We start from the raw sequence: 15,633 nt of genomic DNA, 5'->3' as shown, positions 1-15,633 counted from the left end.
CGCCGGGGTCCCAGCCGCTGACGCGTACGGGCGCGGGTCACGCGCTCCGATCCTCCCCGGTGAACAGCCTGTCCAGATGCAGATCGATCGCGGTGAGCGCGTCCCGGGGCCTGATCACGCCCAGTTCGATCAGGGGAGTGAGGCCGGTGAGGGCAAGGAGCAGGTCGGTCTCGGTCGCCGGGTCGCGGTCAGGGGCGATGTGCCCGTCGGCGACCGCACGGCGGACCAACTGCTCGATGAGGGCCCGTCCTTGGACGAGGCCACGGCGCGCCTGCTCGTGGACGGTCTCGTCGTGCAGCGCCTCCAGGACGTAGGCGGCGCTCATCCGGCTGGTCGCGCGGGCGTCGGCATGCAGGGGGAGCATTTCCGCGAGCGTCAGCCGCAGCACGTCACGGGGGTGCGGACGGTCACCGAGCTTCTTGAGGCCCTGCTCGACGCGCAGCGAGGTCTGCTCGGACGCGAAGTCCATGGCGAAGGAGAGCATGGCGGCCCGGGAGGCGAAATAGTGCTGCAGCTGCCCGAGGGAGATGCCCGCCTCCTGCGCCACCACGCGCATCGTCAGATGCGCGACGCCGCGCTGCTCCACCACCCGCCACAGCGCGCGGGCGATCGCCTCGCGGCGTCCGCGGTGATCCACCTGTTTCGGCATCGCCGATCTCTCCCTCGTACCCCGGAGGCTTTCCCATACAGTTGACATAATACAGTTGACTTATAAACCGGGGGTTCACTCGAGGAAGGAAGCGTCATGCCCGAACAGCCAAGGGTGCGGACCACGGAAGGTTGGGTGCAGGGGCGCCGGCGGCAGGGGCACGCGGTGTTCCGCGGCATCCCCTATGCCCAGCCCCCGGTGGGAGCGCTCCGCTTCGCCGCGCCCGCCCCGCCGCACCGCTGGGAGGGGACGAGGCAGGCGGCGGAGTTCGGCCCCGTGGTGCCGCTGTCCCTGCCGGTCGACGCGGGTCCGCCGCAGGGCACGGACTGGCTGACGCTCAACGTCGGCACTCCGGATCCGGGCGCGGCCAGACTGCCGGTGCTGGTGTGGATCCCTGTAGGCGGCTACATCTCGGCGGCGTCGAGCGACCCGATGTACGACCCGGCGGCGCTGGCCGAGGCGGGACTCGTCGTGGTGACCATCAACTGCCGCGTGGGCGTGGAGGGTTTTGCGTTCCTCGACGACGCGCCGCCCAACCGCGGATTCCTCGACCAGATCGCGGTGCTGGAGTGGGTGCAGCGGAACATCGCCGCCTTCGGAGGCGACCCCGGCCAGGTCACCGTGGCCGGACAGTCCGCCGGGGCGGGGTCGGTCGCCGCCCTCCTCACGATGAAGCCGGCGCGCGGCCTGTTCCGGCGGGCCATCGCCCACTCGGTGCCGGGGCTGCACAGCACCCCCGCGCTGGCACGGCAGGTCACCGCCGCGCTCGCGGACCGGCTCGGCGCGGCGGCCCCCACCGCTGCGGCCTTGCGCGACATCGACCCCTGGCACCTGGCCGCAGAGCTCACCTCCTTCAACGCCGGCCTTCATGCACACCGGGAGAGCTGGGGAGGCCTCACGGAGACCGGAACCGCCCTGTGCCCCGTCGTCGACGGCGAGGTGCTCCCCGAAACGCCTTGGACCGCGCTGACCGGCGCGCGCGCGAACGGGACCGAGCTGCTCGTCGGCCACACCCGGGACGAGTTCCGGCTGTTCAGCGTCATGAGCGGACGGCAGGGCACCTTCACCGAGCAGGACGCCCGTACAGCCTTGGAACTGCTCGCTCCCCAGCCGCATGGCGCGCAGGCGTACCGTGCCGCGTTTCCGCAGGCCGGCCCGGAGGAGCTGGTGGAGACGGTGTACTCCGACGCCCTCTTCCGCATGCCGTCACAGAAGCTGGCCGAGGCGAACGCCGCAGCCGGCGGCACCTCGTACCTGTTCGAACTGTGCTGGACCGCCCCGGTCCTCGGCGGCGCCCTGGGCGCCTGCCACAGCCTCGACGTCCCCCTGGCGTTCGGCACGCTGGACAGCCCCGTCGGCGCGCAGCTCATCGGCGGCGAGCCCACCCCCGAGGCCATCGCGCTCGCCCACGAGCTCAGGGAGGCATGGATCCGCTTCGTCACCACCGGCGACGCGGGATGGGCCGGCCACCGGCCCGACCAGCGGCTCACCCGCGTCCTGGACGCCGAATCGGAGACCCTGCCCTACCCCGAACAGGCCTCCCACCGGATCTGGGAAGGCCATTCCCCCGCCCCTTTCGATCTCCCGTAGGACGGCCGGCCGCGCCCGGTGCCGGGGCGGAGGCCGGCGGCAGCAGGCGCGTGGCGCCCGAGGCGAGGGCGCGCCGGTCGGCCAGGAACACCGGCCCGGCGGCGCGGCCCGTTCAGGCGCCGGACCAGAGGGCGGTGAGCAGCGCGTTCAGCCGCTCCGGTGCCTCGACGTGCGGGTAGTGGGCGCTGCCTGGCACCTGCTCGTGCCGGGCGCCGATCCGCTCGGCCGTGACCCGTGCGCAGGCCATGAGAGGAACGCCGCCGCGCTCCCGGTACGGGCCGGGGGCGCCCTCCCAGGTGCCCGAGACGACCAGCTTGGGGAAGGCCGCCGCCCGCAGCGCCGGCAGCGGGAGCCCCGCCTCCCAGCAGACGCGTTCGCGCAGCGCCGTGGCGGCCGCGCGCAACCGCCTATCGCCCATCTCCGGCTCCGGCGTGCCGGCCGAACCGGCGGCGGCCCGCAGCCACTCCTCGGGCGTCAGGTCGGGAAGGCCGGCGTAGGCGGCGCGGTTGGCGCGCAGCGCCTCGGCCACGGCGGGGTGGTCGGCGGCCGCCTGGTAGCAGCCCGGCTCGACCAAGGTGAGCGAGCGCACCGCCTCCGGCCTGCGCGCCGCCGCGATCATGGCTCCGACGGCGCCGTAGGAGTGGCCGACCAGGTGCGCGCCCGCGCCGAGGAGTTCGGCGACGTCGTCGGCGTCGGCCAGGTAGTCGCCGGGGAACCTGTCCCCGGCGTCCGGGCTGCCGCCGCAGCCCCGGCGGTCCATCAGGAGCAGCCGGAACCGGCCGGCCAGCGGGCGTTGCGCCGCGAACCCGTACACCGGGTCGTCGCCCCAGCTCGTGGAGCCGTGCACGAAGACCGCCGGCGGCCCGGACTCAGGACCGAGCGCGGTCACGTGCACGTCGCCCGGCAGCGGGCCGTTCGCGCGGAACACCGGGGTGGGGGCGGACATCCGACTCCTCCTTCTCCTTCTTGAACAGCGTTTAATGCTCTTGAACGTTGTATAAGGGAATTGGAGGCGACGTCAAGGCGGGTAGGGTGATCGCGTGCCGTCGTCAGAGTCCTCCGGCGGGTCCGTGTGGCTGCGTCCCGAGCGGCCGCCGCGCGACCGCCGGCTCACCCGCGAGCGGATCGTCGACGTGGCGGTCGCCGTCCTCGACGCCGAGGGTCACCGCGGCCTGTCGATGCGCCGCGTCGCCACCGAGCTGGGGGTGACCGCCGGGTCGCTGTACTGGTACGTCCACACCAAGGACGACCTGCTGGAGCTGGCCCTCGACCGCGTGCTGGCCGAGGTGCGCGCCGGCCCCGGCACGTCCGACTGGCGGGACGGCCTGGCGGCGCTGGCCCACAGCAACCGCGCCATGCTGCTGCGCCACCGGTGGGCCCTGTCCGAGCTGACCGTCAGGCCCAACCTCGGCCCGAACGCGCTCGCCCTGGCCGAGACCGGGCTGCGCCTGCTGGAGCGCGCCGGGTTCGCCGGCTCCGACCTCGACGCCGCCATGGCCGCCGTCAACGACCACGTGGTCGGCGCGGTCATCGCGGAGGTCGCCTGGCGCGACACGCTGGCCCGCATGAGCGGGACCGGGTCCGGCTGGGACGAGCGGGCGGCCGAGTACCTGCGCCAGGTCACCGAACGCCACCCGACGCTGGCCGGCCGGATGGCCGCCACGGGCGAGGTCGATGTCGAACGCGAGAGCGAGCGGCGCTTCGCGTTCGGCCTCGGCTGCCTCCTGGACGGCCTCGCCACCCGGTGCGCGACCCCGTCCCCGTCATAGCCCCGAGCGACGCGCGGGGGCGGGCGCGCTCCCGCCGCGGACCGCAGCCCCCGGCGCCGGCGCCGGTGTCGGGGTCGGCGTTGGTCGGCTAGCTGAGCAGACCCCGTCGGTAGCCCTCACCGACGGCGGCGGCGCGGTCGCGGACGCCGAGTTTGTCGTAGATGTGCAGCAGATGCGTCTTGATGCTGGCTTCGCTGATGAAGAGCTTGGCGGCCGCCTGGCGGTTGGAGGCGCCGTCGGCGACGAGGGCGAGGACTTGGAGTTCGCGGTCGGTGAGGGCAGCCTTGACCGGTTTGCGTACCTGGCCCATCAGGCGTCCGGCGACAGAGGGGGACAGGACCGGCTCGCCGGCGGCTGCGGCGCGGACGGCGCGCAGGAGTTCGTCGGTGGGGGCGTCTTTGAGGAGGTAGCCGGTGGCGCCAGCTTCGATGGCGGGCAGGACGTCGGAGTCGGCGTCGAAGGTGGTCAGGACGAGGGTCTTGATGTGGGGGTGGGAGTGGCGCAGGGCGGCGATGGCGGTGACACCGTCCATTTCGGGCATGCGCAGGTCCATGAGGACGATGTCGACCTCGAGTGCGGCGGCACGCTCTATGCCTTCGCGGCCGTTGGCGGCTTCGCCGGCGACGTGGATGCCGGGTTCGGCTTCGAAGGCGGCACGCAGGCCGTCACGGACGATGGGGTGGTCGTCGACGATGAGGAGGCGGATCACCGGGGGTTTCCTTGGAGCGCGGGGACGGTGGCGCTGACGGCGGTGCCCTCGCCGGGCGTGCTCTCGATTTCGAGGGAGCCGCCGACGCCGCGTAGGCGTTGCCGCATGCTGCTGAGGCCGAATCCTCTGCCGTCGGGGTCGTGGATGCCGGTGCCGTCGTCGCGGATGTCGAGCAGGACGACGGCGCCGGTGTAGGAGAGGGTCAGGCCGGCGCGAGTGGCGCCCGCGTGCTTGGCGACGTTGGTGAGGGCCTCCTGGGCGACGCGGAAGAGGGTGACCTCGATGGCGGGGCTGAGCGGGATGCGGTCGCCCGTGACCTCGACGTGCAAGTCGACGCCGGTGGACTGCGCCCAGTCGCGCGCCAAGGTGGTCATCGCCTCGGGCAGGTGGGCGTCGTCGAGTTGGTGGGGGTGGAGGGCGGCGACGGAACGGCGGGCCTCGGTGAGGCTTTCGCGGGCCAGGTCGAGGGCGAGCGCGACGTGGGTGTCGGAGTCCTCGACGCGCTGGGCGGCGCGTAGCTGGGTGATGATGCCGGTCAGGCCCTGGGCGAGGGTGTCGTGGATCTCGCGGGCCATGCGCTGGCGTTCGTCGAGGATGCCCGCCTCGTGGGCCTGGGTGAGGAGTTGGGCGTGCAGGTCGGCGTTCTCCTCCAGGGCGGTCTGCAGGTCGCTGACCGCCTTCCGGTATATGCGCTGACGCTCCTCGATCTTGATTCCGGCGATGGAGCCGCCGCCGATGGCGACGGTCTGCACGGCGATGATCGCCAGATAGAAGGCAATGAGCTGGATGGTGGCCTGCGACCAGTCGAGCGTCGAGCCGTACAGGACGACGGAGGTGGCGGCGACGGCGGCGAAGGTCCACTTGGAGGGGGCGAAGTGGGCGGCCAGGAAGAAGCCGGATATGCAGTAGATGACGAAGATGGGGTCGTGGAAGGCCAGCAATGCCGCGGTGGCCAGGACACCGAGGAAGTGCGCGGTGACCGCCACCCGCCGCCCACGTACGGCGGCGGGCAGGAGGGTGCGGACGCCGAGGATCCAGACCAGGGCCAGGGCGGTGAGCGCGAGGGTGCGCGGGATCCCGCCCGGGGGCTGCTCGGGGGAGGCCAGGCTGATGACCAGGGAGGTGGCGAGGGTGAGGTAGGGGACGATCTCGACGACGCGCTCGAAGCGCCGTTCCCAGGCGGAAGGAGGGAAGGGATCGTTCATCCGGGGCTTACCCTCCCTTTTCACCTGTTAGTCGATGCGGACGAGCTTAGACGCATCGGGATGAGGACGGCGTAGCCGTACATCAGCAGCCCGATCGCGATCATGAAGATGATGGTCGGCCACTGCCAGATCGGCGGGAGGTACAGGGCCAGGAACCAGACGCGCTCCTCGACACCCAGGATCTTCATGACCAGGGGGGCCAGGCCCTGCGGGAACAGGGGGAGCCAGGCGATGAGGTAGCTGATCGTGACGCCGATGCGGTGGTGGGTGGGGAGATCGGCGGTGGTGGGCCTGGCGGGTTCGGGGGGCGGGCCGTACTTCATGAGGTTGAGCAGTTCGATCCCGTGGCTCTCCAGCCTGCGGTAGGCGATCTTGCCCAGGCCCCAGGCGCTGAGGACGCCGGTCAGCACGCCGGTGACGACGCCGGCCCAGGGGTTGAGGAGGATGACGCCGGCCGCGGGCAGGGCGGTGGCGGGGACCGCGAGGAACACGAGCCAGGCGAGGCTGGTCTCGGCGGTCTCGTCGGCGCCGGTGCTGAGCGGGTTGCCGCCGCGCTTGTGCGGGTCGGTGCCGGGGACGAGCGAGGTGACGGCGAGCAGGACGATGACCCCGGCGCCGCCACCGAGCAGGGCGGGCAGCAGTCCCAGGACCCACGGCCAGGCCCAGGACAGGCCGCTGATGAGGGTGCCTGCCAGGGAGAGGACGAGCGCGGCCGGGCCGACGATGACCAACCAGGCCAGCTGGCGGCCGCGGACGTCGGCGCGTTCGGCTCCGGGGGTCATGAGGGTGAGCCACAGGGCGGTGCCGTCGGAGCCGTACAGGTTGGCCGAGTTGGCGGCTCCCATCACGATCGCGATGAGACCCGCGAAGGGAACCATGACCCAGGCGTCGACGGTCACGAGCAGGAGGGGCGTGACGACGGCGTAGGACAGGGCGGTGGCCAGGAGCTGGATGCGGACCAGGTCACGCCACCAGGTGCGCAGTTCCTTCGCAGCCGCGATCCGGGCGCCGGCCGCCACGGGAAGCGGGCGCGGGGTGCCCCGGCGGGGCGGCACTCCGCCCCGCGCGGCCGAGACGACGCGGCGTGCGAGCAGGCCGGACCAAGCGGCCAGGAGGAGGGCGATCACGGCGGCATTGGCCGCGAGGATGGCCAGGGCGAGGAGCCAGGGGGCCTCGATGGCGGCCACGCCCCATCCCGACGGCAGGACGCGGACGAAGAGCTGCGACCACGCGGCGGTATCGGCGCCGCCCAGCGCCGCTACCGGGGCCCAGCCGTTGCTGCACAGGGCGACGGCGGTTCCGGTCACCACGCCGACCGCCGCCGCGGTGACGCGGGATCTGACGAACAGGCCGATCAGGGCCACGATCACACGGGAGATCATCACCATCGTGATGAGCGTGATGACCGCCGCTGCGAGGCCGATGAGCACACCTGCCGGGCCGAAGCGCCAGCCGTACACCGGCAGTGACATCAGGGCGACGAGGGTGACCACCGGTGCGGGGCCGGCGAAGGCTCCGGCGAGCAGTGCCGCCGCGATCCGGCCTGGCGTGGCCGGGAGCATGGAGAAGTACTCGGGGCGCAGGGCTTCACCGCCACCCCCGATGAAGATGGGGCCGAAGATCCAGCCGGACAGCCAGACCGCCAGCGTGACCGGCAGGTGGGCGGGCCACAGGACAGCGACGGCGATCGTCGCGAAGGCCAGGACCAGCCCGAGCGAGACGCCGGTGTAGAGGTTGGAGGCGTTGTCGCCGCGCAGGGAGTTGCGCATGAGCGCCAGCCGCATGCGGATCATGTGCTGTGCCGATGCGGCCGGGCCGGGGGTCAGGGGGTGAGCCATGCCAGCCCCTCCGTCCCTCCGGTGCGGGCGCCTACGAGGTCGACGAAGGCCTCCTCCAGGGTTCCGGCGCCGCGTACGTCGGCCAGCGGCCCGGCGGCTACGACGCGGCCGTCGGAGATGACGCCCACGTGGTCGCAGAGCTGCTCGACGAAGGACATGACGTGGCTGGAGATGATCACGGAGCCGCCGTTGCCCGCGAACCTGCGCAGGATGGTCCTGATCGTGGCTGCGGAGACGGGGTCGACGGCCTCGAAGGGCTCGTCCAGGACGAGCAGGCGAGGTGCGTGCAGGAGGGCGACGGCCAGGCCGATCTTCTTGCGCATGCCGGTGGAGTATTCGATGACCAGGGTCCGCTCGGCGACGTCGAGTTCGAGGACCTGGAGGAGTTCGTCGGTGCGCTCGGCGACGACGGCGGGCGGCAGGCCGCGCAGCAGGCCGAGGTAGGTGAGGACTTCGCGGCCGGTGAGTCGTTCCGGCATGGCATTGCCGTCGGGCAGCACGCCGATCAGTCCCTTGGCCTGGACGGTGTCACGCCAGACGTCGACGCCGAAGATCTCGGCGCTGCCGGAGTCGGGGCGGAGGAGGCCGACGGCCATGGCCAGGGTGGTGGTCTTGCCGGCTCCGTTGGGGCCGACCAGGCCGTAGAAGGATCCGGCGGGGACGGTGAGGTGGATGTCGTCGACGGCCAGGTGGTCGCCGAAGGCTTTGCGGAGTCCGGTGGTGCGGAGGGCGGGTTCCCGGTGTGTCGGCATGCCTTGAGAATCGCGCGGGGGAGGGGGTGACGGATCGTCCGTACGGGGAGCGGGGTGGTGGATTACGGCATCAACCGATCGGTTGATGCGCGCAAGGAGCGGCTCTGGCCAGACCGGTCACAACCGAGCGGCCTGCCGCGTCCAGCGCAACGCCGCCGGCAGCGTGCAAGCGCACCGGCGGCCGGCAGGCCGCAGAACCCGAGGGATGCGTCCCGTGCCTGCCGGCCGGGCAGGTACGAGAGGCGCAAGCCCAGGGCTTCAGCCCTGGGACGTTGACGATGGGAGGGTGCCCACCCGCTTGACCGTGCGGATCACGGGCGCGGTCTCCAGCTCGCGCACGCCGTGGAGCGGCGCCACGCGCTCGGTGAGGTAGCGGTAGAGGTCGCGCGTGTCGCGGCAGGTCACACCGGCCATGAGGTTGGTGGGGCCGGTGGTGGCCGCCACCACGTCGGCCTCGGGGTGGGCGGCCATGGCTTCGCCGACCGAGGCCAGGGCCGACGGCTCGACCTTCATCCACAACCAGGCCTCGGCGTGGTAGCCCAGGGCCTGCGAGGAGATTTCGACGTCGAACCTGAGCGCGTCGCCGGATCGCAGTTCGGCGAGGCGGCGTCGCACGGTCGTATGCGACCATCCGCTGGCCGCCGCCAACTCGCCGTACCCGGCCCGCCCGTCCTGGGCCAGCACGCGCGCCATGGCGCGGTCCTGCGCGCTCAGCGAGATCTCCTTCTCGTACGGCAGAGCGGGCCGGATCCGCTCGGCCTGCTCGTCGGTGAGTACCGCGACCCGGCTGCGCCATCCGGCGAACATGTGCAGGGTCGCGTGCGCGGACATGGCCACGATGCGCGGGGTCCGCGGCAGTTTCTTCAGCAGCAGGGCGTCGCCGTCCTGGTCGCCGCCCTCCTGGACGCCGCAGGCGATCTCGGTGCCGCCGGACAGCAGGCGGACCCAGACGGTGTCGTCGCGCCGGGCGAGGGCCTCGGCCACCTGGTTTGCCGCGTCGGGCGTGCACACCAGGCGCACCGACCAGGATGTGCGGCCGAAGCGCTGGCCGTTGAGCCAGCCGGCCACCCGCAGGACGCCGTGCGCGCGCAGCTTCCGGTAGCGGCGGGCGACGGTGTGCTCGGAGACGTCGAGTGCGTCGGCGATCGTACGGAAGGAGGCGCGGCCGTCGATCTGGAGCGCGTGCACGAGAGCGTAGTCCACCGCGTCCAACGCGCTACTTTTCGCCATGCTTCATTATTTCACGCTATTTATCGCCACGAAGTGGCACATGAGGTGCGTGGTCACGGGGGCGACGGGATTCTTGACGCATGAGCACTTACCTGGTTTTCGGCGCGACCGGCAACGTGGGCAGAAGGGTGGCCGAGCGGCTGGCCTGGAGTGGCGCCGCCGTACGAGCCACGAGCCGTGACCCTGAGGCCGCGAAGCTGCCCCAAGGCGTCGAGGTGATCACTCCGGATCTGGAGACGCCCGGCGCCCTCGACGACATCGAGGGCGCGTTCCTCATGTGGCCCTTCCACTCGGCTGAACCCGCCCGTCCCATCGTCGACGCGCTCAAGCGCCGCGTCCGCCACGTCGTCTTCATGACCGGTGGCGGCGCACTGCCCGGAGTCGCGCCCGAGGAGCAGCCCAACCCGGTCGCTCGCTGGCAGGAGCTGACGCTGGAGCAGGAGCGCGCCCGGCTGCCGACCGATCCCGACTTCCCCGGCGGCTTCATCGACGAACTGCTCGACGGCTACACCAAGATGGCCGCCGCTCCGCGCCCGGAGGTCACCTCCGCGGTGCCCAACATCACGGGGGCACCCGCCACAACGCTGTCGGCATGGGCCGCCGAGCACGCCGCCGAGTTCGGCGGCGACCGGTGATGAAGGTGATCGTCATCGGGGCCGGCCTCGGCGGGCTGGCCCTGGCCGGCGGACTGCGCAGGGCCGGGATCGACGCGGCCGTCTATGAGCGCGACCAGTCGCCGCTCATCCGCCGCCAGGGCTACCGCCTGCATCTCAGCGACGTGGGCATCGACGCGCTGACCAGCGTGATGACCCCGGAACGGCGAGCGGCCTTCCTCGCCACCGCCCACACACCCTCGCCCCGCTTCGTCCGCTTCGATCCCACGCTCAAGGAGTCCGAGGTTCTCGAACACGGCGGACTCCACCTGTCGATCGACAGGCAGACGCTCCGCGACGCCCTGCTGGCCGACGTGGCGGAGACGATCACGTACGGCATGCGACTGACCGGCTTCCAGGACGCGGCCGACCACGTGACGGCGCGCTTCGACGACGGCACCACCGTCACAGGCGACGTCCTGGTCGGCGCCGACGGCATCAACTCCGCGGTCCGCCGCCGGTACCTGCCGCACGCCCGCATCGTCGGCACCGGGCTCGTCCAGCTCTACGGCAAGATCCCAGCCGAGCTGGCCGAGGGCATGGACAACGTGTTCACCGCGATCACCGGTCCAGGCCATCGCATGGTGGGCGTCGCGCTCACCCGCGACTACGCCACCTGCTCCTTCGGCGCCCGCGCCGAAGACCTTCCGCCCGACGTCCTCCTGATGACGGAGGAACAGCTCAGGTCCCTCGTCATGGACATGACGGACGGCTGGCACCCCCTCATCCGGCGGATGATCTCCCAGTGGTACGAGGTCTTCCCGCTGGAGCTGCGCACCAGCGTCCCGATCCCACCCTGGCAGACCACCCACGTCACGCTGCTCGGCGACGCCGCCCATGCCATGAGCCCGGCGGCCGGTGCCGGGGCCAACCTCGCCCTGCGCGACGCGGCGGCGCTCACCGCGGCACTCGCCCACGGCGGCCCGCTCATCCCGGCGCTGTGCTCCTACGAGCAGGAAATGATCGATTCCGGGTTCGCCGCGGTCCGCATCTCCGCCGCCGACGGCGCCCGTGTTCTCGGCCAAGACCCCCTGCCCTCCGGTCCGCCGGTGCGGCCGGCGTAGGCGTCAAAGTCAGCCACCGGCCGCGCCGGGCCGTCCGCGTCGCCGCGTGCGCCGCCCGCTCGTCATTCATGGCCACGCTGTGGCCATCGCACTCGAAGCCGAAACGAGGAGACCATGGCCTACCTTCAGATCACCCTGGACGTCGACGCGGCTGACCGTGCCGCCGCGGCGGGCGTCTACCAGCGCTACAAGCAGCCGTTCCTGGACACGGTCGCGGGCGCCAGGAGCAAGGAACTGCTGGTACGCGAGGAGGACGTGCAGGTTCTGCACGGCTTCGCCACCGTCGCGGACGCGCGGGCGTACCTGTCCACCGAGCTGTTCACCCAGGACGTCGTCACCGCTCTGCAGCCCTACCTGAACGCGGCTCCGGACGTGCGCATCTACGAGACCGCCTGACGCTTCCGCCGTCAACGGTGGTGATGTCCGATCACGCGGCCGCCGTCACCCCTCACCGGGCACGCAGCCTGACCAGGAACCATGTACGCCGGCGACGTGCTCATCGGACACACCGGCCGCGGCCGCCTCGCGCAGACAAGGACTCTCGTGCCTGAGCCCGAACACCTCATCAGCACCGCCCCCGTCCCTCTCACCCCGGACAGGCCGGCCATCGACGCCGTCCAGCGGCGCACGATGATCGTGCTGGTCTTCGCGCAGATCGTCGGCACCGTGGGGGTGGGTGTCGCACCCTCGATCGGGATCCTGCTGGCCGGAGCGGTCACCGACAACGAAGCCTGGGCGGGCCTGGCCCGTACCGCGAGCACGCTCGGCGCGGCGCTGCTCGGCCTGCCGCTGGGCACGCTGGCCGCACGCCGTGGACGCCGCGTCGCCCTCGCCGGCGGCTGGTGGACGGCCGCCGCCGGCGGCGCGGTGCTGGTCGCCGCGGCGCAGTGGGGCCTGATCGTGCCGCTGTTCGCCGGCCTGCTGCTGATCGGCGTCGGCCTGGCGGTGAGCCTGCAGTCGCGGTTCGCCGCCACCGACCTCGCGCGGCCGCACCACAGGGCCCGCTCGCTGGCCCTGGTGGTCTGGGTGGGCACCCTCGGCTCCGTGCTCGGCCCGAACCTCGGCGTGCCCGGCGAGATCATCGGCGCCGCCACCGGCCTGACCGTGTACGCCGGCGCCTTCCTCATCGCCGCAGTCTGCCTGGCCATCGCCGGGCTGATCGTGTGGGTGTGGCTGCGTCCCGACCCCCTGCTGTTCCTCGGGCAGACCGCGCCGGCATCACCCGGGGCTCCTGCCGGCAAACAGCCGAGCCGTATCCGGCAGGTGCTCGCCGAACTGGGCGTCAACCAGCGGGCCCGGGTGGCGGTGATCGCGATTCTCACCGCCCAGGTGGTGATGGTCGCGGTCATGACCATGACTCCGGTCCACCTCACCCACCACGGCGGCTCGATCACCATCGTCGGCATCACGATCAGCCTGCACATCGTCGGCATGTACGCCCCGGCCCCGCTCGTCGGCCTGATCGCCGACCGCTACGGTCACCGGCCGGCGATCAGCGCCGGGCTCGGCGTCCTCGCCGTCTCGCTCGTGATCGGCGCCGTGAAACCCGACGGCATCGGCTGGATCATCACGTCACTGATCCTGCTGGGCATCGGCTGGTCCTTCGTCAACGTCGCCGGGTCCGCGCTGTTCGGCGCCGTCGTCTCCGCCGAGACCCGCGCCTCGTCCCAAGGCGGGGTCGACGCGCTGTCGAACCTGTTCGGCCCGGCGCGGGGCGTCCTGCCCGCCCGCCGTACCCCTGCCCCGAGACCGGCGTCCTCGTGACCGCCCGCACGACGATCGGATGTGACCGCAATGTATGAGGTCCCGCACCTGCTGGCGGAGTACGACCGCGCCCGTGCCTACACCGACGAGCTCTGGCGCGACCTGACGGCCGAGGAACTGCACTGGCGCCCGGAGCGGAACTTCAGCCCCATCGGCGAGGTCCGTAACCGCGACCTCGGCCATGCCCTGCCCGACGCCCCGACCTCCGATCGGCTCACCACCGTCGACGGATACCTGGTCGTCTGCGGTTGGAACGTATGATCACACCTACGCGCCGGTCATGAGCGTCTGGCCCCGAGCGGCTTCGTGAGCAGCGCCGATCCAGCCAGGCCGCGAGCCGCACCGCGTCCCCGGCGCTCACGCCCGACGCCGCCGGTCGAGCCGTCGGCTCGTCCGGTGTTCCCGCCCCACTACGGACCTTTTGAAAGCACACCTATGCCTCACATGCGAGACGTGACCGACCCGACCATCCGGCAGGAGGTGCTGGACGCCGGCGAGCCCATGCCGGTGGACATCGAGGTGGCATGGCCGGCCCCATCCCGGGCCACGGCCCGGATCCCGCAACGGACAGCCGCCGGGCACACCGCAGAGGCCGGCCTCGTGGAGGTCCTCACGTGAGCGAGCGCACCACGTCGACCTCCGGTACGGCGAAGCCCCGGACCGGCACCGAGCAGAGCCGCTCACGCACCGCGCGGCTGATCACCGTGGCGATCGGGATACTCGTCATCGCCGTGGTCGGGATCCTGGCACAGACGTCGCAGCGAACCGTGTCCCCGCCGCACACCGGCGCCGCGGCACCGGCCGCCACCCCCACCACGACAACAGGTAAGAGCCCACTGGCGCAACTGGTACGGCGCGACCCCGGCGACCCCGCCGCCATCGGCCCGGTGGACGCACCCGTCGTGCTCATCGAATACGCCGACTTCACCTGCAAATACTGCGCCGCCTTCGCCGAGCAGGCCCTGCCCGCCCTCCTGTCGCAGTACGTCGAGCAGGGCAAACTCCGCATCGAATGGCGCGACGCACCCGTGCTCAGCCAGCACTCGGTCGACACCGCGATCGCCGCCCGCGCGGCCGCCCGCCAGAACCTGTTCTGGCAGTACTACGAGGCCCTGTATGCGCGCACCTTCGCCGGCGGCTCCGACTGGAGCCGCAAGGAGCTCATCGACATCGCCGCCTCCATCGACAAGCTGGACGTGCCCGCGTTCACCAAGGCCCTCGACGACCCCGCCGTCGCGCAGTTCGTGCAGAAGGAGGCGCAGACCTCCGCCGCGCTCGGTGTGAGCGGCACCCCCACGTTCGTGCTCGGGGAGGAAATCGTCAACGGCGCGCAACCGATCGAGGTGTTCCGCCGGCTCATCGACGCCCAGCTGGCCGAGGCCGGGAAGGGCTGAGATGGACATCGGCTACCTCGGCGCGTTCCTCGGCGGCCTGCTGAGCCTGCTGTCACCGTGCTCGGCCATGCTGTTGCCGGCGTTCTTCGCCTACGCCTTCTCCCGGCCCGCGCTCCTGGTGGCCCGCACCGGCGTGTTCTACCTCGGGCTCGTCACCACGCTCGTGCCGCTCGGCGTGTTCGCCGCGACCGCGGGTGCGTTCCTGTCCCAGCAACGCACCACCCTGCTCACCGTCGTCGCCATCGTGGTGATCGTCTTCGGCCTCGTCCAGGTGCTCGGCGTGCCTCTGCCCGCGTTCGGCCGCACGGGGCGGCGCGAGCCCGGCACCGCGTGGACGGTGTTCCTGCTCGGCACCGCCTACGGCGTCGCCGGCGTGTGCACCGGCCCCATCCTCGGATCCGTGCTCATGATCGCGGCAGCCGGCGCCAACCCCGTCTACGGGGCCGTCCTGCTGGCCATCTACGCCGCCGGGATGGCGCTGCCGCTGCTGCTGCTCGCCCTGGCCTGGAAACGCTGGTCCGGCCGCCTGCGGACCTGGCTCCGGCATCGCATGTTCCACCTGGGCCGCTGGACGAACAGCTGGCACGCCATCATCTCCGGGACGCTGTCACTCGTACTCGGCACGCTCCTGCTCATCACCGCACGCGATCCCGAAGCGACCGGGCTGCTGCCCATCGGCACCCAATACGCCCTCGAAACCGGCATCGCCCGGCTCGGCGCCGACATCTCCAACGTCGCCGTCGTCACCGCCGCCGCCGTGCTCATCGCGCTCACCGGCGCTTTCCGGCTGCTACGCCGCCACCGCTCCCAGCGCCGCGACCGGCGCCCCGCCGCGGATTCACCCGCCACCCCGCCGCAGCGCACCGGGCAGCCATAGCGCCGCATCATCCTCGGCAGACGCCTCACCTGTGCACGACCCCGAGCGGTGGGCCGTCCGGAGAGCGAGCGCACCGCCTTCACGGCTGAGCCGCCTCCCGGAAGCCGGGCTTCCGGAAGGCGGGCTCCTGACGGACGCC

Annotated in this window: 17 protein-coding genes; 10 read left to right on the top strand and 7 right to left on the bottom strand. The window is 72.1% G+C overall.

What is annotated here, in order from left to right; all coding sequences use genetic code 11:
* Positions 1 to 37: 37 nt before the first annotated feature.
* Positions 38 to 649 carry a TetR/AcrR family transcriptional regulator gene (locus IEZ10_RS30105; protein ID WP_189249903.1) on the bottom strand — a complete coding sequence of 204 codons (612 nt, stop codon included), beginning with the start codon at positions 647 to 649 and terminating at the stop codon, positions 38 to 40.
* A gap of 96 nt (positions 650 to 745) precedes the next feature.
* On the opposite strand from IEZ10_RS30105, the gene IEZ10_RS30100 reads away from it, so the two are divergent.
* Positions 746 to 2,239 carry a carboxylesterase/lipase family protein gene (locus tag IEZ10_RS30100; protein ID WP_189249902.1) on the top strand — a complete coding sequence of 498 codons (1,494 nt, stop codon included), beginning with the start codon at positions 746 to 748 and terminating at the stop codon, positions 2,237 to 2,239.
* A 112-nt stretch (positions 2,240 to 2,351) separates the two neighbouring features.
* Here IEZ10_RS30100 and IEZ10_RS30095 read toward each other — a convergent pair whose 3' ends face one another.
* Entirely contained in the window at positions 2,352 to 3,185 is an 834-nt protein-coding gene (locus tag IEZ10_RS30095) for an alpha/beta fold hydrolase (protein ID WP_189249901.1), read from the bottom strand.
* Between the two features lie 94 nt (positions 3,186 to 3,279).
* On the opposite strand from IEZ10_RS30095, the gene IEZ10_RS30090 reads away from it, so the two are divergent.
* Positions 3,280 to 4,008 carry a TetR/AcrR family transcriptional regulator gene (locus tag IEZ10_RS30090; RefSeq protein WP_189249900.1) on the top strand — a complete coding sequence of 243 codons (729 nt, stop codon included), beginning with the start codon at positions 3,280 to 3,282 and terminating at the stop codon, positions 4,006 to 4,008.
* 88 nt (positions 4,009 to 4,096) lie between these two features.
* On the opposite strand, the gene IEZ10_RS30085 is transcribed toward IEZ10_RS30090, so the two are convergent.
* The 5 genes from IEZ10_RS30085 to IEZ10_RS30065 all read right to left on the bottom strand — a co-directional run bounded on the left by IEZ10_RS30085 (position 4,097) and on the right by IEZ10_RS30065 (position 9,742).
* Complete coding sequence (locus IEZ10_RS30085; RefSeq protein ID WP_189249899.1) at positions 4,097 to 4,717, bottom strand: response regulator; 621 nt, start codon at positions 4,715 to 4,717, stop codon at positions 4,097 to 4,099.
* Positions 4,714 to 5,922, bottom strand: coding sequence for a sensor histidine kinase (locus IEZ10_RS30080; RefSeq protein WP_189249898.1), 1,209 nt, complete (start codon positions 5,920 to 5,922; stop codon positions 4,714 to 4,716). The genes IEZ10_RS30085 and IEZ10_RS30080 overlap by 4 nt, the downstream gene beginning before the upstream one ends.
* 20 nt (positions 5,923 to 5,942) lie before the next feature.
* On the bottom strand, positions 5,943 to 7,760 hold the full coding sequence (locus IEZ10_RS30075; protein ID WP_189249897.1) for a hypothetical protein: 1,818 nt from the start codon (positions 7,758 to 7,760) through the stop codon (positions 5,943 to 5,945).
* Positions 7,745 to 8,512 carry an ABC transporter ATP-binding protein gene (locus tag IEZ10_RS30070; RefSeq protein ID WP_189249896.1) on the bottom strand — a complete coding sequence of 256 codons (768 nt, stop codon included), beginning with the start codon at positions 8,510 to 8,512 and terminating at the stop codon, positions 7,745 to 7,747. Before IEZ10_RS30070 ends, IEZ10_RS30075 begins: the two co-directional genes overlap by 16 nt.
* Positions 8,513 to 8,770: 258 nt before the next feature.
* Positions 8,771 to 9,742: an Lrp/AsnC family transcriptional regulator gene (locus IEZ10_RS30065; RefSeq protein WP_189249895.1), complete on the bottom strand. Its 972-nt coding sequence runs from the start codon at positions 9,740 to 9,742 to the stop codon at positions 8,771 to 8,773.
* Positions 9,743 to 9,822: 80 nt separating this feature from the next.
* Here IEZ10_RS30065 and IEZ10_RS30060 point away from each other — a divergent pair, with 80 nt between their 5' ends.
* From IEZ10_RS30060 to IEZ10_RS30025, 8 genes are all read left to right on the top strand, one after another.
* The gene (locus IEZ10_RS30060; protein WP_189249894.1) at positions 9,823 to 10,377 is read left to right on the top strand and encodes an SDR family oxidoreductase; all 555 of its coding nucleotides are present in this window, start codon (positions 9,823 to 9,825) and stop codon (positions 10,375 to 10,377) included.
* On the top strand, positions 10,377 to 11,459 hold the full coding sequence (locus IEZ10_RS30055; protein ID WP_229811787.1) for an FAD-dependent oxidoreductase: 1,083 nt from the start codon (positions 10,377 to 10,379) through the stop codon (positions 11,457 to 11,459). The genes IEZ10_RS30060 and IEZ10_RS30055 overlap by 1 nt, the downstream gene beginning before the upstream one ends.
* Positions 11,460 to 11,573: 114 nt before the next feature.
* Positions 11,574 to 11,855: a hypothetical protein gene (locus tag IEZ10_RS30050; RefSeq protein WP_189249893.1), complete on the top strand. Its 282-nt coding sequence runs from the start codon at positions 11,574 to 11,576 to the stop codon at positions 11,853 to 11,855.
* A gap of 147 nt (positions 11,856 to 12,002) precedes the next feature.
* Positions 12,003 to 13,223: an MFS transporter gene (locus IEZ10_RS30045; RefSeq protein WP_229811786.1), complete on the top strand. Its 1,221-nt coding sequence runs from the start codon at positions 12,003 to 12,005 to the stop codon at positions 13,221 to 13,223.
* A gap of 21 nt (positions 13,224 to 13,244) precedes the next feature.
* The gene (locus IEZ10_RS30040) at positions 13,245 to 13,484 is read left to right on the top strand and encodes a DinB family protein (RefSeq protein WP_229811785.1); all 240 of its coding nucleotides are present in this window, start codon (positions 13,245 to 13,247) and stop codon (positions 13,482 to 13,484) included.
* 192 nt (positions 13,485 to 13,676) lie between these two features.
* Positions 13,677 to 13,841 carry a hypothetical protein gene (locus tag IEZ10_RS30035; RefSeq protein ID WP_189249891.1) on the top strand — a complete coding sequence of 55 codons (165 nt, stop codon included), beginning with the start codon at positions 13,677 to 13,679 and terminating at the stop codon, positions 13,839 to 13,841.
* Positions 13,838 to 14,617, top strand: coding sequence for a DsbA family protein (locus IEZ10_RS30030; protein ID WP_189249890.1), 780 nt, complete (start codon positions 13,838 to 13,840; stop codon positions 14,615 to 14,617). The genes IEZ10_RS30035 and IEZ10_RS30030 overlap by 4 nt, the downstream gene beginning before the upstream one ends.
* Position 14,618: 1 nt before the next feature.
* A complete protein-coding gene (locus IEZ10_RS30025; RefSeq protein ID WP_189249889.1) occupies positions 14,619 to 15,494 on the top strand; it encodes a cytochrome c biogenesis CcdA family protein in 876 nt (291 codons plus the stop codon).
* The last annotated feature ends 139 nt before the right edge of the window (positions 15,495 to 15,633 follow it).

Source organism: Streptosporangium pseudovulgare (assembly GCF_014648055.1).
In the GTDB taxonomy this organism is placed as follows: domain Bacteria; phylum Actinomycetota; class Actinomycetes; order Streptosporangiales; family Streptosporangiaceae; genus Streptosporangium; species Streptosporangium pseudovulgare.
The sequence above is the reverse complement of the archived record's forward strand: the minus strand, read 5'-3'. Positions and strand labels throughout refer to the sequence as shown.

Coding starts and splice junctions, on each gene's coding strand:
- IEZ10_RS30070 (WP_189249896.1), bottom strand. CDS start 8,512: ATGCCGACACACCGGGAACCCGCCCTCCGCACCACCGGACTCCGCAAA.
- IEZ10_RS30065 (WP_189249895.1), bottom strand. CDS start 9,742: ATGGCGAAAAGTAGCGCGTTGGACGCGGTGGACTACGCTCTCGTGCAC.
- IEZ10_RS30100 (WP_189249902.1), top strand. CDS start 746: ATGCCCGAACAGCCAAGGGTGCGGACCACGGAAGGTTGGGTGCAGGGG.
- IEZ10_RS30105 (WP_189249903.1), bottom strand. CDS start 649: ATGCCGAAACAGGTGGATCACCGCGGACGCCGCGAGGCGATCGCCCGC.
- IEZ10_RS30080 (WP_189249898.1), bottom strand. CDS start 5,922: ATGAACGATCCCTTCCCTCCTTCCGCCTGGGAACGGCGCTTCGAGCGC.
- IEZ10_RS30055 (WP_229811787.1), top strand. CDS start 10,377: ATGAAGGTGATCGTCATCGGGGCCGGCCTCGGCGGGCTGGCCCTGGCC.
- IEZ10_RS30050 (WP_189249893.1), top strand. CDS start 11,574: ATGGCCTACCTTCAGATCACCCTGGACGTCGACGCGGCTGACCGTGCC.
- IEZ10_RS30095 (WP_189249901.1), bottom strand. CDS start 3,185: ATGTCCGCCCCCACCCCGGTGTTCCGCGCGAACGGCCCGCTGCCGGGC.
- IEZ10_RS30075 (WP_189249897.1), bottom strand. CDS start 7,760: ATGGCTCACCCCCTGACCCCCGGCCCGGCCGCATCGGCACAGCACATG.
- IEZ10_RS30060 (WP_189249894.1), top strand. CDS start 9,823: ATGAGCACTTACCTGGTTTTCGGCGCGACCGGCAACGTGGGCAGAAGG.
- IEZ10_RS30025 (WP_189249889.1), top strand. CDS start 14,619: ATGGACATCGGCTACCTCGGCGCGTTCCTCGGCGGCCTGCTGAGCCTG.